The organism is Streptomyces sp. Je 1-332 (assembly GCF_040730185.1).
Classification (GTDB): Bacteria; Actinomycetota; Actinomycetes; order Streptomycetales; family Streptomycetaceae; genus Streptomyces.
Map to the genome: position 1 here is coordinate 3,832,191 of NZ_CP160402.1, position 19,954 is coordinate 3,852,144.

General features: G+C 68.8%; 21 protein-coding genes. 15 read left to right on the forward strand and 6 right to left on the reverse strand.

Going from position 1 to position 19,954, the window contains the following annotated elements; genetic code table 11:
• Positions 1–101 precede the first annotated feature (101 nt).
• Positions 102–923, reverse strand: coding sequence for a hypothetical protein (locus ABXJ52_RS17255; RefSeq protein WP_367043475.1), 822 nt, complete (start codon positions 921–923; stop codon positions 102–104).
• A 121-nt stretch (positions 924–1,044) separates the two neighbouring features.
• On the opposite strand from ABXJ52_RS17255, the gene ABXJ52_RS17260 reads away from it, so the two are divergent.
• Positions 1,045–1,200, forward strand: a complete 156-nt coding sequence (locus ABXJ52_RS17260) for a hypothetical protein (protein ID WP_367043477.1) — start codon at positions 1,045–1,047, stop codon at positions 1,198–1,200.
• A gap of 94 nt (positions 1,201–1,294) precedes the next feature.
• A complete protein-coding gene (locus tag ABXJ52_RS17265) occupies positions 1,295–2,878 on the forward strand; it encodes an FAD-binding oxidoreductase (RefSeq protein ID WP_367043479.1) in 1,584 nt (527 codons plus the stop codon).
• A 417-nt stretch (positions 2,879–3,295) separates the two neighbouring features.
• On the opposite strand, the gene ABXJ52_RS17270 is transcribed toward ABXJ52_RS17265, so the two are convergent.
• The 3 genes from ABXJ52_RS17270 to ABXJ52_RS17280 all read right to left on the reverse strand — a co-directional run bounded on the left by ABXJ52_RS17270 (position 3,296) and on the right by ABXJ52_RS17280 (position 5,664).
• Positions 3,296–4,015, reverse strand: coding sequence for a phosphatase PAP2 family protein (locus ABXJ52_RS17270; RefSeq protein ID WP_367043481.1), 720 nt, complete (start codon positions 4,013–4,015; stop codon positions 3,296–3,298).
• 287 nt (positions 4,016–4,302) lie between these two features.
• A complete protein-coding gene (locus ABXJ52_RS17275) occupies positions 4,303–5,313 on the reverse strand; it encodes a bifunctional lytic transglycosylase/C40 family peptidase (protein ID WP_367043482.1) in 1,011 nt (336 codons plus the stop codon).
• Positions 5,314–5,400: 87 nt separating this feature from the next.
• Positions 5,401–5,664, reverse strand: coding sequence for a hypothetical protein (locus tag ABXJ52_RS17280; protein ID WP_367043483.1), 264 nt, complete (start codon positions 5,662–5,664; stop codon positions 5,401–5,403).
• A 9-nt stretch (positions 5,665–5,673) separates the two neighbouring features.
• Between ABXJ52_RS17280 and ABXJ52_RS17285 the strand changes: the two genes are divergently transcribed.
• Together ABXJ52_RS17285 and ABXJ52_RS17290 are read left to right on the forward strand one after the other, a co-directional pair.
• Positions 5,674–6,033 (forward strand): hypothetical protein, encoded by a 360-nt coding sequence (locus tag ABXJ52_RS17285; RefSeq protein ID WP_367043485.1) that lies wholly within the window; start codon positions 5,674–5,676, stop codon positions 6,031–6,033.
• 195 nt (positions 6,034–6,228) lie between these two features.
• Positions 6,229–6,915, forward strand: coding sequence for a DUF4232 domain-containing protein (locus ABXJ52_RS17290; RefSeq protein WP_367043486.1), 687 nt, complete (start codon positions 6,229–6,231; stop codon positions 6,913–6,915).
• Between the two features lie 28 nt (positions 6,916–6,943).
• Here ABXJ52_RS17290 and ABXJ52_RS17295 read toward each other — a convergent pair whose 3' ends face one another.
• Positions 6,944–7,582: an NAD(P)-binding domain-containing protein gene (locus tag ABXJ52_RS17295; RefSeq protein WP_367043488.1), complete on the reverse strand. Its 639-nt coding sequence runs from the start codon at positions 7,580–7,582 to the stop codon at positions 6,944–6,946.
• A gap of 377 nt (positions 7,583–7,959) precedes the next feature.
• On the opposite strand from ABXJ52_RS17295, the gene ABXJ52_RS17300 reads away from it, so the two are divergent.
• The 4 genes from ABXJ52_RS17300 to ABXJ52_RS17315 are packed head-to-tail and all read left to right on the forward strand — an operon-like array spanning position 7,960 to position 10,909.
• Positions 7,960–8,286: a hypothetical protein gene (locus tag ABXJ52_RS17300; RefSeq protein WP_367043489.1), complete on the forward strand. Its 327-nt coding sequence runs from the start codon at positions 7,960–7,962 to the stop codon at positions 8,284–8,286.
• A complete protein-coding gene (locus tag ABXJ52_RS17305) occupies positions 8,283–9,512 on the forward strand; it encodes a putative T7SS-secreted protein (protein WP_367043491.1) in 1,230 nt (409 codons plus the stop codon). The genes ABXJ52_RS17300 and ABXJ52_RS17305 overlap by 4 nt, the downstream gene beginning before the upstream one ends.
• Positions 9,513–9,539: 27 nt before the next feature.
• Complete coding sequence (locus tag ABXJ52_RS17310) at positions 9,540–10,226, forward strand: hypothetical protein (RefSeq protein ID WP_367043493.1); 687 nt, start codon at positions 9,540–9,542, stop codon at positions 10,224–10,226.
• Entirely contained in the window at positions 10,223–10,909 is a 687-nt protein-coding gene (locus ABXJ52_RS17315; protein ID WP_367043494.1) for a hypothetical protein, read from the forward strand. Before ABXJ52_RS17310 ends, ABXJ52_RS17315 begins: the two co-directional genes overlap by 4 nt.
• On the opposite strand, the gene ABXJ52_RS17320 is transcribed toward ABXJ52_RS17315, so the two are convergent.
• The gene (locus ABXJ52_RS17320; RefSeq protein ID WP_367043496.1) at positions 10,906–11,658 is read right to left on the reverse strand and encodes a TetR/AcrR family transcriptional regulator; all 753 of its coding nucleotides are present in this window, start codon (positions 11,656–11,658) and stop codon (positions 10,906–10,908) included. The genes ABXJ52_RS17315 and ABXJ52_RS17320 overlap by 4 nt on opposite strands.
• A gap of 94 nt (positions 11,659–11,752) precedes the next feature.
• Between ABXJ52_RS17320 and ABXJ52_RS17325 the strand changes: the two genes are divergently transcribed.
• The 7 genes from ABXJ52_RS17325 to ABXJ52_RS17355 all read left to right on the forward strand — a co-directional run bounded on the left by ABXJ52_RS17325 (position 11,753) and on the right by ABXJ52_RS17355 (position 19,951).
• Complete coding sequence (locus tag ABXJ52_RS17325) at positions 11,753–11,974, forward strand: hypothetical protein (protein WP_367043497.1); 222 nt, start codon at positions 11,753–11,755, stop codon at positions 11,972–11,974.
• A gap of 368 nt (positions 11,975–12,342) precedes the next feature.
• Positions 12,343–13,995: a tetratricopeptide repeat protein gene (locus tag ABXJ52_RS17330; RefSeq protein WP_367043499.1), complete on the forward strand. Its 1,653-nt coding sequence runs from the start codon at positions 12,343–12,345 to the stop codon at positions 13,993–13,995.
• Positions 13,996–14,231: 236 nt separating this feature from the next.
• Entirely contained in the window at positions 14,232–14,540 is a 309-nt protein-coding gene (locus ABXJ52_RS17335) for a hypothetical protein (RefSeq protein ID WP_367043501.1), read from the forward strand.
• A 225-nt stretch (positions 14,541–14,765) separates the two neighbouring features.
• The gene (locus ABXJ52_RS17340; RefSeq protein WP_367043503.1) at positions 14,766–15,605 is read left to right on the forward strand and encodes a hypothetical protein; all 840 of its coding nucleotides are present in this window, start codon (positions 14,766–14,768) and stop codon (positions 15,603–15,605) included.
• On the forward strand, positions 15,595–16,956 hold the full coding sequence (locus ABXJ52_RS17345; RefSeq protein WP_367043505.1) for a hypothetical protein: 1,362 nt from the start codon (positions 15,595–15,597) through the stop codon (positions 16,954–16,956). The genes ABXJ52_RS17340 and ABXJ52_RS17345 overlap by 11 nt, the downstream gene beginning before the upstream one ends.
• Positions 16,953–18,512 carry an SCO6880 family protein gene (locus ABXJ52_RS17350; RefSeq protein ID WP_367043507.1) on the forward strand — a complete coding sequence of 520 codons (1,560 nt, stop codon included), beginning with the start codon at positions 16,953–16,955 and terminating at the stop codon, positions 18,510–18,512. Before ABXJ52_RS17345 ends, ABXJ52_RS17350 begins: the two co-directional genes overlap by 4 nt.
• Before the next feature lie 17 nt (positions 18,513–18,529).
• Positions 18,530–19,951 (forward strand): ATP-binding protein, encoded by a 1,422-nt coding sequence (locus tag ABXJ52_RS17355; protein ID WP_249589079.1) that lies wholly within the window; start codon positions 18,530–18,532, stop codon positions 19,949–19,951.
• Positions 19,952–19,954 lie beyond the last annotated feature (3 nt).

Here is a 19,954-nt window from a genome sequence, read left to right on the forward strand (position 1 = left end):
CTGCTGCCGGTACCGACTTCCTAGAGTAGGGAGCGGCCTACACACCGCGCATGGCACGGACGGACCATTTCCACACCCCCGGGCGCGACTAGCCGTGCACCCTACTTCTCGGCGATCTTCCCCGCGAAAATGTCCTCGCTGGCAGGCAGCCGCACGTCCACCGGCACCCCGAAGTCGAACAGCAGCGTGGTCGAGGCCACCTCGGCGTTCGCGACGCTGAAGTGCTGGCGCAGCTTCCGCAGCCGCCCCTGCTCGTCGACGTACGCGTCGAACGGCACCCGCCCCTTGCTGAACCCTTTCGCCGCCGCCTCCAGAGCCTGCCGCTGCCCCTCGGAAGCGGACTTCGCGGCGCTCGGCAGGTCCGCGGTCCCGCGGTAGTGCCGCACCTTCACCCCGGCCACCGCCGTCTCCCCCACGTACGACGCCTTGCTCACGCCCCCCAGCAGCTCCGCCGCGGCCAGCGGATCGGTGGCGCCGCCCGTGACGAGGTTGCCGTCCGACAGCGACGCCGTGTCGATCCGCACCCACTTGTCGGCGGGCACCCCGGCCCCCCGGTTCTTCATGTACAGCGCGCCGCTCGCCATCAGCTCGGTGATGGGACGGTGCTCCTCGCTTCCGGCGGGATCCTTCGGCAGCACCACCACGAACCGCCCCACCTGCCGCCTGAAGTCGTACGCGCCCTTCCCACGGATGGTCACGCGGGTCCCGCCGCTCGCCATCTCCATGGACGTACGCGCCTGGGAACTCCCCGCGCGGACAAGGGCATCGGCGGAGCCCCGCACCACGTCGACGGCGTCCTGGGAGGCGCTGCGCCCGTCGTCCGCCGCGGCTCCGCCCCCCGAACAGCCCGTGGCGACGGCCATGAGACCCACCGCCGCGGCCGTGGCGACCGCCCCGCCTGTGCGCCTGTGCTGCTGACCCATCGCCCGACTACCCCCAAGCCTTCCCGCGAGGTGCTGTAGCCCCCTGTCGTGACGTGTAACGACCGGTACGTTGACCCGGTCACGCGTAAGAGCGTTCACCGGGCGTGGGTACGGTGGTCCCGTGGCCGAGGAGCAACAGGACGAACCCCACCGCACGACGACGGTCGAGCAGGGCCGCTTCTGCGCGGCCACGTGCAGTTGCGGCTGGCGCGGCCCCGCCCGCAGAGCGCGCAGCAAGGCCCGGACGGACGCGGAGTCCCACACGTCCCGCGGGTAGACCACCGCGCCACGCACAACTCCCCTTTCCGCCCAGCGGAACCCATGGGTCCCGTACGCCGTCTCGTAGTCCGGGAAGCAACGGGAGGGGCGTCATGGAACGACGTACGTTCATCGGCACGGCGGCGGCGACCGCGGCGGCCTTCGCGGCGGCGGGCTGCAGCGGCTCGGGCGGCGGCAGCGGCACCGGCGGCAGCGCGGCCTCTCGCAGCACGGGCACCCCCCGCTCCGGCACCCCCATCCGCACCTCGAGCGCCGCCGCGTCCGCCGCGGCGAACCTCACCGCCCTCGCCAAGGACCTGGACGGCACCCTGGTCAAGCCGGGCGAGGCGAAGTGGGCGGCGGCACGGCAGCTCTACAACACGCGCTACGACAGCCTGAAGCCGACGGCGGTCGCGTACGTGGCGAACCAGGACGACATCCGGACGACCCTGGCCTACGCCCGCGCCCACGACGTCCCGGTCTCCATACGCAACGGCGGCCATTCCTACGGGGGTTGGTCGTCCGGCACGGGCCGCCTCATCGTCGACGTATCGAAGCTGAACAAGACCCGCGCCAGTGGCTCGACGGCCACGGTCGGCGCGGGCGCGAAGCTGATCGACGTCTACCGCTCGCTCGCGGCGAAGGGCGTGACGATCCCGGCGGGCTCCTGCCCGACGGTCGGCATCTCCGGCCTGACGCTGGGCGGCGGCCATGGAGTGGTCTCGCGGGCGTACGGCCTGACCTGCGACAGCCTGACGTCGGCGACGCTGGTCACGGCGGACGGCAAGCAGCTGACGGCGAGCGAGAGCGAGAACAAGGACCTGTTCTGGGCGCTGCGGGGCGCGGGGAGCGGAAACTTCGGCGTGGTGACGGAGCTGAGCTTCCGCACGCACGCGGCCCCGCAAGGCGTCTCGGCGTACATGACCTGGCCCTGGTCGAAGGCGGCCGCGGTCATCAAGGCGTGGCAGGAGTGGGGCCCCGGCCAGCCGGACGAGATCTGGTCGTCGGCGCATCTGGCGAACACGCCGGGCGGCACGCCCACGGTGTCGGTGGCGTGCTTCTCCCTGGGCACGTACGGCGAACTGCAGAACGCGGTGGACCGCCTGGCGGACAAGATCGGCGCTCCGGCCCGCAGCGTGTCCCTGAAGCGGCGCTCGTACAAGGAGTCGATGGAGGTGTACGCGGGCTGCTCGTCCTTCACCTCGGACGCCCAGTGCCACCTGCCGGGCGCGACACCGGGCCGGAGCACGCAGGGCGCCCTCAACCGCGAGACGTACGCGGCAAGTTCGGACTTCTTCGACCGCTCGCTGTCGGCGGCCGGGATCCGCACGCTCCTCAGCCAGGTGGAGAACGTGACGGGCGCGAGCGGGGGCAGCATCGCTCTCACCGCCCTGGGCGGCGCGATCAACCGGGTCGATCCGACGGCCACGGCCTTCGTCCACCGCCGCAGCCGGATGCTGGCGCAGTACATCGCGTCCTGGCGCCCCGGCACATCCGGCAAGCCGGCCCAGGCCTGGCTGAAAAGCGCGCATGGGGCGATGGGCCGGTACGCGTCCGGGGCGGCGTACCAGAACTACGCGGACCCCACGCTGGCCAACTGGCGTGAGGCTTACTACGGTTCGGCGGCGTCCCGCTTGAAGCGTCTGAAGAAGCAGTACGACCCAGAGCGCTTCTTCGACTACCCCCAGGCTCTCTGAATCCCCCAGCCCGGCCGGGCGATATTCAGCCCGTCCGGCGTTTGAGGACGAACTCGGCGGAGCCGGTGATGACGGCACGCAAGGCCCCCGCGCCAGAGCGGGTTTTCGGGAAGGGGCGGGGTTGGGGAACGAATAAGCCGTTACCCCAGACGGCCGCCCCCGCAACCCGAACAGCCCACCCGACACGCCCTCAGGTGGCCCACTGCCAAGGACCCCGCTGCTCTGGGGGTATGAACCCGCGAATAGCCACAGCAGCAGCCTCCACCGCCGCCCTACTGGCCCTGGCAGCCCCGGCGGCAACCGCTGCCGACGGCGACACACACCCCGAGGCCGGCCCCCTCACCGCAGCCTCCGCAGGAGTCACCGCCGCGGCGGCCGCCACAGGCTGGTGGCTGTTGAAGCGCCGCAAGGCAGACGCTAGGCAGCAAGATCCCGCTCGTCCGGAGCGGAGGGCGCAGGCGGAGCCAGCTCCGCCACACCCTCACCCTCAACCTCGCCCGGCACCGGCCCCCGCTTCGCCCACACCAGCCACCCGCCCCGCCCCGTCCGCCCAACAGCCCTGGCCACAGGGGTGAGCAGGGCCATAGCCAGCGGCGAGAGCAACAGCGCGACGGCCGTTCCGAGCGCGAATCCGCCCACGACGTCCGTCGGATAGTGCACGCCCATGAAGACCCGGCAGAAGCCTTCGAGCAGGGCGAGGGCGATGCCGACAAGGCCGAACTTCCGGTTGGCCACGAAGAGCCCGGCGCCAAGAGCCATCGCGAGCGTCGCGTGATCGCTCACGAAGGAGAAGTCGGTCTTTCCGTCCACAAGGAGCTCAAGGCCGTCATGGTCCTTGAAAGGCCGACGCCGCTCCACGAATCCACGGATCGGTACATTCACCAGGACGGCGATCCCGGCCGCCAAGGGCGCCCAGACCACAGCGGCGACGGAGGAAGCGGCGTCATCCAGCGACCCCCGCTTCCGCTGTCCCCACCAGCACCAGACGACCAGCAGAACAAGCGCGAGCAGCAGTCCGTACTCGCCGACGAATGCGATCGACTTCGCCAGCCAGGCCGGCGAATCCTCAGCCAGGCCGTTGATGTCGTAGAGCAGGCTGACGTCGGGGTTCGACCCTGTTGTGTCGAGTCCAGCCATGGTGCTGCGGCCCCTTGTCTCCTCGCCTCGGACGCACCTTGCCGTGCGCCCTTCCATCAACCCCCGTGGTCAGTGCTGCTTGCTGCGTGGTCAATGCCGCTCGCTACTCGAAGGAAACGCGCGGTCCCCTCCCCTACGTTCCACTCTCCACTGAATGATCACGCAGACGTTATCGAAGAGAGACACATCACCGCAGCTCAGAGAAGTGTACTGACGGAGAGTTCAAGCCACATCACGCGCCGCTCACGGCTCCGCAACAGGTCCGCTCCGGGGTCGTGAGCGACCCGTCAGGCCGCTGACAGCTTGTCGGGCACGGCGTTCGCCCCGTCCTCGGTGACACGAGTCGCGCCAAAATAGTCCGGGGTGTCGATCGGGTCGAAACGGATCACGGCGCCGGGCCGCGGGGCGTTGATCATGTAGCCCCCGCCCACATAGATCCCGACGTGCCGGATGGCCCGGGAATTGGTGAGGTCGTCCGAGAAGAACACCAGGTCGCCCGGGAGCAGTTCGTCCCGTTTCGGGTGAGGTCCCGCGTTGTACTGGTCGTTGGCGACACGCGGCAGATCGATGTCGACACTTCGATAGGCGGCGAGCGTAAGACCGGAACAGTCGAACCGGCCGTTCTGCTCGGCGGTGCCATTACCGCCCCACAGATAGAGCGTGCCGAGCTTTTTCTGCGCGTAGTAGATGGCGCCCGCCGCCTGCTGCGAGGGCTGCACTCTGCCGGTGGGCCGGGCGAAGCTCTTCTCCAGGTCCGTGATGGTCTTCACGTAGTTCTGGGTCTCGCGGTAAGGCGGTACGCCGCCGTACTTGATGACGGCGTAGGCGCCCGCGTTGTACGCGGCGAGCATGTTCTTCGTGGGGCTTCCCGGGGCGTCCTTCACATAACCGGCGAGTTTGCAGTCGTACGAAGCGGCGGACGGGATGGCGTCCTTCGGGTCCCACACGTCGCGATCGCCGTCACCGTCACCGTCGACCCCGTGCGTGGCCCAGGTCCCCGGGATGAACTGCGCTATTCCCTGGGCCGCGGCCGGGCTCTTCGCCTTCGGATTGAACCCGCTCTCCTGATACAGCTGCGCGGCGAGGAGGGCGGGGTTGATGGCCTTGCAGAGGTTGCCCCACTTCTGCACGAGAGGCTGGTAGGTCGCGGGCACAGCGCCTTTCGCCAGCCCGACGTTGCCCTGACCGGCGCCGCCGGCGATGCTCCCGGCGGCCATGTACGTCCCCACGACGAGCAGGGCGATGAAGCTCATCGCCCCACCGATCCCGACGGCCGCGACCAGCCACGCCTTACGCACCGTCAACCACCCCTCACCGCGCGGGAGTCCGCCGCGCTCAGTGTAGAGGCGTGAGCCCGCCCCCCGGGGGACCACCGCCGGGTCCGGTCATCGCACCCCGACGCCCGCGTCCCGGCAGCGGCGCTCCGCGGTGAGGCGCGCGGCGGCCGTGAGCCTGCCGGCGCCCCGCTGCGCGGCGAGCGCGCACGAGACCTCGACCAGCTGCCGGGCGTCGGCGTCGAGACTGTCCTCGGCCGGCAGCATGACGCCGACCGCGCGCGTGGTGTCGACTCCGCCGGCGGCCTGGGCCCGCAGTGCCGAGGGCAGCAGACGAGCCACGCTCTGCGGTGTCGCACGCTCCCCGACGCCCATCGCCGCCAGTTGCGGACTGATCCGTACCAGGCCGTCCCGGCACTCGATGACCGGCGCAAGCGCCCTTCCAGAGGAACAGACCGCCTCCACCGAGGAGCAGATCGTGGAACGTCAGATGGAGGCGTACAACCGGCAGGCGCTCGAGGAGTTCCTCCCACGGCCCTGGTACGGGAGACGGGCCTCGCCCCCCAGTCCACGGTCCAGGAGGGCGGCGAGGCGGTCCTGAGCCTGGCGCTGTCCACCGAGAGGGCATCGGCCACCGGGGGCTACTACTCCGGTCTCGAGGCATCGGCGCCCCACGACGACGTACTCGACCCCGGCAAGCGGCTGGCCCTGCGGGAGTCCACGGAACGGCTGTTGGGCCGGTAGACGCAAGGCTCGCTCCTGCCCGCGCGTCCCACCCGACCATTCCAGGCGAGGCACGTCGTCGCAGGTCAGGCCCCTGGAACCGTTCCATCGTCCCGGATGGGCCGGTGATCCTTGCTCCGGTCAGGACCCTCCCCCTTAGCTGTGATCGCCACTGACCCACAGCACTGACTCACAGCACTGATCCGGGGGACTCCCATGAAGCACACCCGCAAGGCCGTCGCAGCAGTCGTCGGCCTCGTCGCCGCCCTCTCGCTCACCGCCTGCAACGGCGACGACAACGCGTCGTCGGAGACGACCACCAAGCCCTCCGCGTCGGCGGACAAGGGCGGCGACGACGCGGACACTGGTACAGACGCAGGTACCGGCAGCACCGGCAACAGCACCGACGGGGCTTCCGGCGGCGGCAAGGAGACCAGCGGCGGAGGTGACCAGGGCTCTGCCGCCGGCTCCGGTGACAACAGCGACGGCGAGGCCGGCATCTGCCGTACCGACGAGCTCGAGGTGAACGCCACCGACAACACCACCGACAAGACGGAAGGCGTCGTCACTGTCGTCTTCAAGAACGGAGGCGGTCGCGACTGCACCATCAAGGGCTACGCAGGAGTCGACCTCACGGCGTCCACGGGCGACACCCTCTCGGTGAACCGCAGCGGCGAGCAGGCCGTGCCCGGGGTTCTGAAGGACGGCGAGTCGGCCGCCTTCAACATCACGTTCCCGTACAACAACTCGGGGGGCTCCGGCGTCCGCATCACCAGCCTCGTCGTCACGCCCCCGAACGAGACCAAGCACGTCACTCTCGACTGGCCCGCGGGTACGCTCCCGGTCTCCGACGGCGAGAGCGCGGTCAAGCTGGAGATCAACCCGGTGGGCAAGGTCGGCTGAACAGCGCGGCCCTCACCCCGGCGCCTGCTCAGGCGGCCCGCCGCGGACGCACCACCTTGAAGCCGAAGCCGTACGTGCCGAGCGCGTCCCCCACCCCGATGAACAGCAGCGCGGCGTGTTCCTGCCCCCGCGCGGTCCCGATGCCTCCCAGGTCCAGCTGGGAGGCATCAGGCCATCCCAGGTCACTGAGCAGCTGCCGCGTCGTCCGCTTGGCCGCGTCGTCGTCACCGGAGAGGAAGACCATGCCCGGCTCCTCCAGGCTCCCCGGATTCGTCATCACCACCGAGTCCATGGTGACGAGCGTCTTGACGACCGGCGTCGCGGGAAACGCGGCCTGGATCTCCTCGCTCAGGCTGTAGTTGGGGTGGGAGAGCTCCATGTCCCCGGTGAACCCGACACCCACATCGACCAGCACCTTCCCGGCGAGAGCAGCCGCACCAATCCCTCGCAGGAGCCCCACCGACTCGGTCCCGGGCGTGGCATTGACGAGCACCTCCCCATGCCCGGCAGCCTCCTCGAGCCCCACAACCCTGAACCCCGCAAGCCCCTCCGCCTTCCTCCGCTCCCCAGGGCTTCGCGACCCCAACACAACGTCATGCCCCGCAACCCGCCACCCATCAGCCAGCGCAGTAGCAACATGTCCTGTCCCAAGCAGTCCGATTCGCATGAACAAGACGCTAAGCACCACCCCCAGAAGCCGAATCGGCCGAAGGACCGGTACTGGCTGGGCCGGTTGACGTACACCCATGGCCTGATGCCACCGGGCACAGAAGACCGGGCAGACCAAGGCCCCTCAACAGGGCCTCAACCCGAACGAGCTACGAGCCCAAGACCGTCCTTCGGGTTACCCCGAAGGGTTGACATCCCAATCCGACCGATTCATGTGGGTTCGCGCACCTATGACGCAAACTTCGCACTAGCGAAACCGCATACCCCATAGATAGCGTCGGTTGTCCCAAAACCGCCGCGTCACCGGGATTCGAACACGCTGCACAACGTGTCCACTAGTGAATCGATCGCGTGACCAGACCCGAGGGAACAGGCATGGCCGAGAGGCTGAGGCTCGACGCCGTCGAGCTAGAAGAATTCATGAGGTTGCTCGACGGCTCGGTCACCTCCCTGAAGGGTCTGCGAAACGCACTCGCCGGCGCGACTGTCGACGGCCTCGGCACGGACGACCTCGACAAGGCCTGCGAGGACTTCCAGGCGGACTGGAAATACGGCGCAGAGCAGATCGGTGAGCAGACGGAGGACCTGAGCAAGATTGTCGAACAGAACAAGGACGCGTTCCTGGAGGTCGATGATGCGCTCGCCAAGGCCTTGCACAAGGCCGGGAAGACCAACGATGACATCGTTGAGGTGCCGAAATGACGGATTCCACCACCTACCCGGATCTCGGCTTCGATCCGACGCCCGGCGACTGCGACACCGTAAAGGAACTACGCAAGAAGCTGGGCAACTGCGTCACCATCCTCCGCGACACCCGCAAGGTCGTCACCAAGTTGATGGACGGCAGCTACTGGGAGGGCGACGCAGCGGTGGCCTTCCGAGAGACCGTCAAGGACGGGCCGCTGTCCCTCAACCTGAAGAATGCCGCGCGCTCCATCGAAAAGGCGGCAACGCAGTTGGAGCGCTGGGAAGGCGACCTGGACGACTTCCAGCGTCGCGCAAAGGCTCTGGACGGTAAGGCAAAGGAAGCTCGGGAGGCGCTGAAGGCGGCGAAGGGACATGCCGACACTGCCGGTCACGATCCTGACCTGGACAAGAAGGGCGACAAGCAGGAGGACGCCAAGAAGTCCCTGAAGCTCGCCAACGGAAAGGTCGAAGACGCTCAGGCGGAACTGGACCGGGTCCTGGCGAGGGCGCGGAGCCTCGAGGATGAGCACGGGAAGAGGTCCGCGTACCGGGCAACCAAGATCCGCGAAGCCACGGACAAACTGGCCCCGCACGAGCCTGGCGTGTTCGAGAAGTCCTGGGAGTGGGTCAAGGAGAACCTTCCGGATATTCTCAGCGCGGCTGCCGGGGTTCTGGCGTTGGTGGCGATCCTGGCCACCGGTCCTCTGGGCCTTGGAGTAGCGGCGGCGCTCATGGTGGCGGCCTCAGCCACAAGCGCTGCGGCGCTCGGAGTGCGACTCTCGGATCCCGCGGTGCGGGAGTCACTGATGGACGGCTTGACCAAGGGCGAGTTCGACGCCGACTTCTTCGGAAATCTGGTTTCGGTCGGAGCCGACGCCGTAGGGGTGGTGCCTGGCCTGGGAGCCGTCGTCAAGGGAGGCCGCGCCGCCACTCAAGCGGTGCGGGCGGGCACCGGGGCCATGAGTCTCGGTCAGAAACTGGCCACCTATGGCACACACACCTTGGATGCCGGCAAGGACATCGCCCGACTGGGCAATCCTTTGATCAACTCAGTGGTTACCAGTGAAACGGTAGCTGAAAACGTGGCAGTCACCTCAGGCGCCTTGGGTCTCGCGACCGCCGGCTATGGGTTCTTCGATGACGACGAAGGCAGGGCCGAGGCGACGACCAAGGTTGACGGCGGACGTCTCCTGCTCGACTTGCCAGGAATCCCGGCCATCGCGCGTTTCGCCTTCCCCTAATTCTTCCCCGCAGAAAGAAGCGACCAGATGAACCCTGCCGACTACCCCACGGCGTGGCAACATCCACCAACGCGACGCGCCTGGACCCTGCTCATGGTCAAGAACGTGACAGGGCTCGTCGGCTGGATCGGTGTCTGGGTAGCGCTTCTCGCCCTTTCCACCGAGGCGGACTGGGTGTTGTGGATCTTTATCGCGTACTCCATCTACGGCAGTTGGCGACTGTTCGTCCAGATCTTTGGTTACTTCCCCAACGCCATGCGTAAGCTCCGCATCCTGCGTACATACCCATGGCAGGTGCTGCGAGGAGTTCCGAACGGCCTGAGTAAGTATCCAGACATTGTGGGCGATCAGTACGGATGGTTCGAGTTTCCCAACCCTGCCGAACCGCAGCAGCAACTCCCGCTCGTCGTCTCCAACCACCTCCGTGTGGGCTGGTGGCACCGAAGAATGGCACCTCGGGCCAAGCCACAGCTGAAAGCCCATATCGAGACGGTGTGGTTCGCAGGCGACCCTCGCATGATCGGCCTTATCGCCGCACCCTCACCGAGTGGCGGTACACCTGGTCACTTCAAGATCCTCAGGCAGCGTTTGGCGAGGGCCGATCACGCACTCACCACAGAATGGGGTGCCACAGCTGAGGACGTGGAAATCGGTCGGCGCGCCGGCTTTACCCCCAACGTTGATCCGCGCCAACCGAAGGCGAAATCACTGTGACCGCGCCCAGGTTCATTCTCGACGCATCAGCTCATAACGCCGAGGCCGACATCTGGTTCGCCCAACCCGCAGGCTTCACCACAATCCCCCTCCGCGCACTGCTGAATCCACGCAACTCCCCCGGAGCCGAAGCGTTGCGTGACGCGCTCGCACCGATCCTGGACTCGGCCAAGGACGACCTCGCCCGCCAGCAATTCCTGATCCAACTCGCCCGGGGGCAGGAGCTCTTGGCTGCCCTCGTCGAAGCGCGCACCACCCGATGCGCCATCGGCCTGCACCACGACGACATCGCCGACAGCGACACGGGAGACAACAACGGCAGCTACCTCTTCTCCCTCTTCACCCTCTCCTGGCGAGACATCGCCACCGCCACCCCCACCGTCACCGCCGCCCGCGCAGTCACCGGCACCGAGGGGCACACGAACATCGAGTTCCTCGAACTCCCGTGCGGCCCAGCCTCATTCAGCGAGGTAGTACGCACCCCGAATGCCGAGTCCGGCCTCCCGCAGGACCCGATCCTCCAGGTGTTCGCCCACCTCCCGCACCCGGACAGCAAACGCCTGGTGGTGCTCACGCTGGGAACCACCGCCGTGCACCGGCGTGCGGAGTACCGAAGCCTGATCCACCAGATCGCCGAGAACGTCAGCTTCGAGGACCCCCTGCCGGTCGGGGCGGCCCGCTAGGCCGGGCCGAAGAGCTTGGCCAAGTGGTAGGCCAGCGTGGCGCGTACGTCGTTCAACGTGCGGCGGCCGTGGAGTACGTCGCCGCCCAGGCCGACCGCGGCGGCCACCAGCAGGTCGGCCTCGCGGCCTGCGTCCAGGCCGGGGGCCGTCTGGCCACTCTCCTGGGCCGTGGTGATGAGACCGGCTACCAGGTCCTCCAGGGGGTGGTCGTCGCTCAGGAAGACCGCCGCCAGGGCGGGATCGGTGAGGCTGCGCGCGTAGTACGCGGAGAACACCCGCAAGGCCCTGTCGCGTTGGGCGTCCAGGGGCAGGAACTCGTCCAGCAGAGAGCTGAGTACGCCGCGTAGGTCCGCGGGGTCGTAGTGGACGCGGGTCCTGGCCAGGCGTTCGTTCTCGCGGTGCAGCATGTGCAGGGCGGCCACGAGGAGTTGGTGCTTGCTGCCGAAGTGGTACTGGACGACGCGCAGCGACACCCCCGCCTCCGCCGCGATCTCCCGCATGCTCGCCGCGTCCAGACCCCGCTCGGCAGCGATGCGCCACACCGCCTCGGCGATCTGCCGGCGCCTGCGCGACCGGGCGCCGGACGTGGGCGCGGGGCGTTCGGGCGCCGGGACGGGCGGCTGCTTCCGCCGCCGGTAGGCCCTCGCCTGGCAGCTGCGAGAGCAGTAGAGAGCGGGCCGGCCACGCTTGCTCGCGACGCTGATTCCGGCCCGGCAGACCGTGCAGCGAGGCTCTTTTTCGTCACGCACAACTCCCACTATAGAACTTGAAATGTGTGACGTAAGTGGGGAACGTGTGGGCTGTGCCACCGATTTCGGCCCAGGGCGCTGATACGTTCGTAACGTGAAATACGACATCCTCCAGGTCCTCGGCGCGATCCTGATGTGTTTCTCCGCTCAAGGCCTCATCCGACTGCTCATCGACCACGACCACACCGGCTTCCTGGGCCGGCTCCCCGGAGGCTTCGCGCCTCTCCTGTTCGCCTACGTCGTCGCCCTCGCCGCGGGCGTGCTCCTGACCGGCTGGTCCCACTCCCGCGCCAAGGCCATCGGCCGCCGCGGCTGAGCGATGCCGATGAGGGGCGCGCGGGCTGTTGACGGGTGTCCAACTTTCGCCGATCGTTGGGGAATTGGGCGCAAATCAAAGCGTCGCGTTGTGACGGCTGGGGGGAGCCGAACATGCAACCTGGGGACGAGCACAGGCCTGGGCAGGGGCCCGACGACGCCGTATCGGGCCGGGAGCCCAGGGACGCGGTTCCGGGTGGGGAGCATCGCCCGGAGGCCGAGGCGGCGCCGGCACCCCCCGGGCGAGGGCCGGACGAGAGCCGAAGCCCCGAGCCGGGCCAAGCGCCCCCCACCCCACCCGCGGCCCCGCCCGGCGGCCACTTCGGACCGCCGCCCCCGATGGCACCGCCCACCACGGCGCTACCCACCATGACCCCGCCCCCGCCCGCCAGGCCACCCTCGCCCCCGCCCCCCGGAGCCCCACCCACCTACGCCACACCCGCACCCCCGACCGCACCCCCACCCGCCCCCGACGCCCTGCGTGCCCTCTCCGCCGGGCTGCTCAATCTCACCGGCCTCGGCCTCGGCTACGTCCTCCTGAAGCGCTGGCTCCTGGCCGCCCTGTGCTGGGCCGCGACCGCGGCGCTGCTCCTCGTCGCGCTCCCCGCGGAGGTCGACGGCGTCCCCGGCGGCGTACTCATCGGGTTCGTGGCCTTCCTGCTCATCGCGACGGCCGACGGGGCCCGCCGCGCGCTGCGTACGCACCAGCACTGGCCGCTGCGCGCGCCGCTCGCCGTCGGGCTCGGCCTCGTCCTGCTCGCCGTACCCGCCGGCGGCGTCATCGCGTACGACGCCGCGCGCGACGAAGCCGTCGAGCAGATGCTGCTCGACCGGCTCGGCAAGGCGGACAAGATCGTCACGGCCGCCGAGGGCCGCACCTTCGACGCGGCCGAGGACGACTACCGCTCCGCCCTCGCCATCTACCGCGACCTGGGCGACGACCACCCGGACTCGAAGGCCGCCGAGCGCGTCCCGGACAGCCTCTCCGCGTACTACAAGTCCGTCGCCGCCCCTTACGACGAGCGCAAGTACTGCGACGCCCTCCAACCCCTGAAGTACCTCCGCACCCTCCCCGACACCCTGGGCAAGGACCGCGTCGGCACCCTCGCCACCTGGCCCGACGACCGCCTGGCGACCTCCCTGTACGAGTGCGGCAGCCAGGGACTCGGAACCACCACGGCCGGAAGCGGGGGCGGCGAGCTCAGCGAGCTGCTGCGTACGTTCCCCGACTCCGACCAGGCCGGAAAGGTCGAGCCCGCCATCCGCGCCGCCATCGACACCCGCTCATCGGCCCTGAAGGGCTCCGACCCCTGCAAGGCCACCGAGGAGCTGCGCGGCATCGGCTCCACCGCCAAGGCCCTCCCCGGCGACGCGGGCGGCAGCCTCTCCGGCGACGCCGCGAGCGCCGTGGAGTCCGGGGTGTACGCGTGCGGGGTGGACGAGTTCAAGGACGGAAAGTTCTCCCAGGCGGCCAAGACGCTCGACGACTTCGCCGGAACCTACAAGAGCAACGGCAAGCGCGACCGCGCCAAGGACATCGCCATCGCCGCGGAGATCGCCGCCGCCCGCCCGGCGGCCGGCCGCAGCCTGCCGCCGACGAAGTCACCGGGCGGCGCGAAACTCACGTACGTCGTCGAGAACGGCGGCCCTGGACCGCTCGAAGTCCTCTACACCGGCCCCACCACCGGCAGCCTCAAGCTCGCCTCGTGCGGCAACTGCAAGACGTACACCAGCAAGGCCCAGGGCAAGAAGGCCTGCCTGGCGGGCAAGGGGTATCCACAAAAGACGCTCCACCTGCCCCCCGGCGACTACCACTTCCTCTACAAGCGCGACGCGAGCAGCGTGGGCAGCGTCCGCAACAACACCGAGGGCAGCAAGGTCCAACCCGGCTACCGCTACACCGACTGCTCGTACGTCGTGACGGGCGGCGGCCTCGGCGACCTCGACGGCCTGGACGGTCTGGACGGGCTCGTTGGCCTGGACGGTCTGGACGGGCTCGATGGCCTCGACGGGGTTGCATGACCCATGATGTGAGTGGCCGTCACCGGAGCCGGTCAGAATGAGACCTGGTCAGAGGGCTCGCCGGGCCGTCATTGCCCGGCGTCACTCAGCGTGATACACAGAGTGACCATACGTTTCAGCCAACGAATGACGCCAAGTCGACATGCACTGGCCCATTTGTCGGCGAGAATGAGCTGTCCTCTGTACTGCGGTAGGCAGAGGTGACAGAACAACCCACTAGGGGCGGTGAGTTACACATGCTTATGGCAGCCGAAAAGGGCGACATCACCACCATCATCGGCGGGATCGCCCCCGACTGGGGTCCCTTCGGGAACCTGGGCAACGAGGCGCGGGTGATGATCGAGGTCGTGATGGCGATCGCCATCCTCCTCTGTCTCGGCATCGCGATCTGGGGCGCGGCGAAACAGCGCATCGGCGCGACGGCGCTGCGCGACACGTTCAGCGCGGAGCAGGGCAAGGGCCTGATCATCGCGGGCCTGACCGGCGTCTTCATCATCGGATCGCTCGGCACGGTCTTCACCATCGTGTACGGCATGGCGGTCTAGCCCACCACCACGTGCGCCCCTCCGTTCCCGTCCCCTGCTCCGTCCCCGTCCCGTCCCGCGTCCCGCATCCCCCTCCCTGTCCCCTCCGACCCACCCATCCGTCGCGCCCACCGGCTGAGGTTGCAACTCCCTGATGTCGAGTCACCACACCGCGCCCGCGCGGGAACCAGCACGGCTACCGTCGTACGTGGCGGTACTCCGAGAGGTTGAGGGGGCGTGCGCGGCATGAGTCTCGACGGCGAGCGAAACGACGGCCTCTACGGCGGCTCGGGCGAAACCCGGACGCGGCTTCCCGAGGGGGAGGGAGGCGGCCAGGGCGGGTACGGCGGACCGCGCAGATCCAGCCGTTCTTCGTCACGCAGTCTCGTGACGGTGGTGGGTGTGGTGGTGCTGCTCATTGCGGCTATCGCCTTTGCTAACCGGGGGGACGGGGGTTCCTCCGGAGAGGGCGCCGGTGACGGCGAGAAGGCGGGCGCGGCGCCCACCGCCCCCACCGGCGAGAAGCCCGTCAACGGCAAGACGTCGGGGATTCCCTCGGGGTACACGAAGAGTGCGCAGGGCGCGCAGTCCGCTGCCGCGAACTATGCGGTGGCGCTGGGCTCGGCGGACATGTTCAACAAGACGAAGCGTGACGCCGTCCTGCAGGCCGTCATGGCTCCGTCGAGCGTCAGTCGGTTCAAAGCGAACCTCGACAAGGCGTACAGCGCTGACTTCTTCAAGAACGTGGGCCTGAACGAGAACGGCTCGACTCCTAAGGGCTATCAGTTCGTCTCACGCACGAGCCCGATCGGCACCAAGGCCATCAACGTCTCCGGTGAGAAGGCAACGGTGGAGGTCTGGTGCAGCGGCCTTCTCGGCCTGGCCGGGGAACAGTCCACCAAGCCGGTCACCAGCAGCTGGTTCACCATCACCATGAAACTGGTGTGGGTCGGCGGCGACTGGAAGGCCGCCACGCACTCCCAGAAGGACGGCCCCGCCCCTGTCCCGGGCGACGACCGCGCGTCCGGCTCCGATGACATCGCGAAGGCCGTTGAAGGGTACGGAGGGTTCACGTATGCCCGCTAACCGTCACGTACTCAAGGTCGCTGCAGCTGTCACTGCCGTACAGACCGCAGTGATCCTCGGTGCGACGCGTGCAGTCGCCGCGCCGGACGACGATCCCTGCGATCTCATTCACGGCCCCGCCAAGGAATACTGCGAAAAAGGCCAAGACAACGAAAGCTCCGGCGGCGACGGAAAATACCCCACCGACGACCCCCTGAGCTCCAACCTCGACCCCCTCTCCTCCCTGGCAAAGGGCTGCGCCGACGCCGCGTCCTGGACCGTCGACAAGCTCTCCGAGGCCGTGAAGGAGACCGCCGAGGTCGACTTCACGAACCCCAGCTTCCTCAAGCAGTACGCGGTCGTCTTCGCCGCGTCCACCATCCTCACCCTCCTCCTCTGGCTCCTCGCCGTCGCCAAACGCGCAGTGCGAGGCGTCCCCCTCACCACCGCGCTCTCCGAAGCCATCGGCTTCCTGTGGCTGACGGTCCTCGCCTCCGCCTTCACGCCGTTGATCCTCTACACGGTCGTCTCCGCGGCCGACGGCGTCACGGACGTCATCGCGAAGGCCACCGGCGGCCAGACGGACACCTTCTTCGGGACGTTCTCCGAAGCCCTGAAGAAGGGCGAGGACATCGGCGGCGGCCCGATCATGCTGATCGTCGTCTCGCTCGTGTCGATCCTCGCGGCCGGTGTCCTGTGGCTGGAGCTCGTCATCCGGGCCGCCCTGCTCTACGTGGGCGCCCTGCTCGGCACGGTCGTGTACGCGGGCCTCGTCGACAAGAACCTGTGGACGCACGTCCGCCGCTGGGCGGGAATCATGATCGCGGTGATCCTCGTCAAGCCGATCATCGTCATCGTGCTCGGTCTCGCCGGCGCGCTCTCCGCCGACGACGGACCCGACGCGTTCTCGGCGGTCGTCTCCGGGCTCTCGATCATCCTGCTCGCCATCTTCGCGAGCGCCATGATCTACCGCTTCGTCCCCGGCTTCGGCGACGAGATCGCGGGCTCCCGGAACAACCGCATCTCCCAGGGCGCCGAGAACCGTGCCGCGGCCGTCATCACCTCCCCCGCGTCCCTCGTCTCCCAGGGCATCAAGACCCACAGCTCCCGCGGAGGCGGCGGCGGAGGCGGCAACAACCAGTCCCGGCCGTCCAACCCCGCCAGCGGCGGCGTAGCAGCCCACAGCAGCCGCCCCAGCGGAGGCGGCGGCTCGGGCGGCTCATCGAACGGCGGCGGATCTGTCCCCTCCGCCGCACCCCCGCCCCGCAGCAGCGCGACCAGCACGCCGCACGCGCGCAACCGCGGCTCGGGAAACGGCTCCACGGGTTCCACTGGCAGTACCAATCGCACGGGAGGTGAAGGGCGTTCATGACCACCCAGTCCCACGTGTCCCATCCGGTCGCGCCCCGCCGCACATATCTGATCGGCCGTGCCCGGCCGAACGCGATCGTCGGCAAGAACCGGGAGACCGGTGAGATCGCGCTGATCATCGCCGGCGCCTTCGTCGGAATGATGTGCGGGCTCCTCGTCCCCGTCCTCTCCCTGCGCATCGTGCTGCTCATGGGCTTCCCGATGCTGGCGATCGCCGCGGTCTACGTCCCCTACAAGGGCCGCACGTTCTTCAAGTGGTTCGAGATCAACCGCAGCTACAAGCGCTCCCTGAAGCGCGGCACCGCCTACCGCTCCGCCACCCCCGAAGCGGGCGTCCGCTTCGACGGCCGGGAGGTCGAGGTGGGCCCGCCGCCCGGCATCGGCCGCATCAGCTGGCTGGCCGCGCCCTTCGGGCCGGACGAGATCGCCGTACTGCTGCACGCGGACCGGCGGACCGTCACCGCCGCCATCGAGATCGAGGGCCCGGGCGTCGGCCTGCGCGACTCCGAGGACCAGGAGGCCCTCGTAGACCGCTTCGGGACGCTGCTCAAGCACGTCGCCAACGGCGATGGGTTCGTGACGCGGCTCCAGATGCTCGCGCGCACCCTCCCCGCCGACCCGGACGCCCACGCCAAGGACGTCAGCGTACGAGGCGACGACCGGGCACTGCCCTGGCTGCAGCAGTCGTACGAGCAGCTGCAGTCGATGGTGTCCACCAGCAGCGAGCAGCACCGCGCGTATCTCGTGGCCTGCATGCACTACTCCCGCGACCTGGCCGCCGAGGCCCAGGCGATGGCCCGCGCCACCCGCCCGCACGGCGGCAGGAAGCTCGACAAGGACGCCGGTCTCGCGGTCGTCATGGCGCGCGAACTGACCGACATCTGCTCGCGGCTCCAGGAAGCCGACATCCGGGTGCGCCAGCCTCTCGGGCAGGGGCGCCTCTCCTCGCTCGTGCACTCCATGTACGACCCGGACCACCCCATCGACCACATCCAGGCGATGACCAAGCGCAACGCCTGGCCCGCCGAGCTCGACGCCATGGAGCCCACCTACCTCCAGGCCAAGACCCGCGAGTCCTCCACCCGCGCGCCCTGGTGCCACGCCACGGCCTGGGTGAAGGAGTGGCCGATGACGCCCGTCGGCGTCAACTTCCTCGCCCCACTGCTCGTCCACACCCCGGACGTGATCCGCACGGTCGCGGTGACCATGGACCTCGAACCCACCGAGGTCGCCATCGAGCGCATGCTGACGGAGAAGACGAACGACGAGGCGGAAGCCAGCCGCCAGGCCAAGCTGAACCGCACCGTCGACCCGCGCGACATCGCCTCGAACTCCCGCCTCGACCAGCGCGGCGAGGACCTCGCGAGCGGCGCTGCCGGCGTCAATCTGGTCGGCTACATCACCGTCTCGTCCCGTTCCCCCGAAGCCCTAGCGCGCGACAAGCGCACCATCCGGGCCTCGGCCGGGAAGTCGTATCTGAAGCTGGAGTGGTGCGACCGCGAGCACCACAGGGCCTTCGTCAACACGCTGCCGTTCGCGACCGGCATCCGACGCTAGAGCTGAGGGCTGCCAAGATGCGGGATCCGCTGACCATCCTCACGGACGCCTTCACGTCCTTCCTGTTCGGGAAGGTGGAGACGACCAGACTCCCCGTGCGTACGTCGACGGGGCAGGCCCAGGCGGTCTATCTGCCGACGGCCGCCCCCGGCCTCGGCGACTCGGGCGTGATCATCGGGCGCGAGGTGTACTCCGGCAAGGGCTACATCTACGACCCGTTCCAGCTGTACGGCCAGCAGCTCCCCGCCCCGCACTGGCTGGTGCTCGGCGAGTCGGGCAACGGCAAGTCGGCGCTGGAGAAGACGTACGTCCTGCGGCAGTTGAGGTTCAAGGACCGGCAGGTCGTGGTGCTCGACGCGCAGGGCGAGGACGGCGTCGGCGAATGGAACCTCATCGCGCAGGAGCTGGGAATAACTCCCATCCGCCTGGACCCGACGGCCGCCCTGGACATGGGCATCCGCCTCAACCCGCTGGACCCGGCGATCACGACCACCGGGCAGCTCGCGCTGCTCCGCACCATCATCGAGGTCGCGATGGGGCACGGCCTCGACGAGCGCTCGGGCTTCGCGCTCAAGGTCGCCCACGCGTACGTGAACGAGACGATCGTGGAGCGCCAGCCGGTACTAACGGACATCGTGGAACAACTGCGCCACCCGGAGCCGGAGTCGGCCGAGGCCATGAACGTCGCCATAGACGACGTACGGGCATGGGGTCTGGACGTCGCGCTCGTCCTGGACCGCCTGGTCGACGGTGACCTGCGGGGCATGTTCGACGGCCCGACGACGGTCGGCATCGACCTGGACGCCCCGCTCATCGTCTTCGACCTCTCCCACATCGACCGCAACTCGATCGCGATGCCGATCCTGATGGCGATCGTGGGCGTCTGGCTCGAACACACCTGGATCCGCCCGGACCGCAAGAAGCGCATCTTCCTGGTGGAAGAGGCCTGGCACATCATCAACTCGCCCTTCGTGGCGCAGCTCTTCCAGCGCCTGCTCAAGTTCGGCCGACGGCTCGGGCTCTCCTTCGTGGCGGTGGTCCACCACCTGAGCGACGTGGTGGACGGCGCGGCGGCCAAGGAGGCGGCGGCGATCCTGAAGATGGCGTCCACCAGGACGATCTACGCCCAGAAGGCGGACGAGGCGAGAGCGACGGGCCGAGTGCTGGGCCTGCCGCGCTGGGCAGTGGAGATCATCCCCACCCTCACTCCCGGCATCGCCGTATGGGACGTCAACGGCAACGTCCAGGTCGTCAAACACCTGATCACGGAGACCGAACGCCCCCTGGTCTTCACCGACCGCGCCATGACCGAGTCGTCGGCGGACCAGCTGCTCGGCGACGACGCGCTGCGGGCGGCGGACCTGGAGGCGGAGGAGCGTGCCGCGTACATGGAGCAGCAGATGAACGGCCCGTCGTCGTCGCGCTCCGGGGTGGCGTGAGGG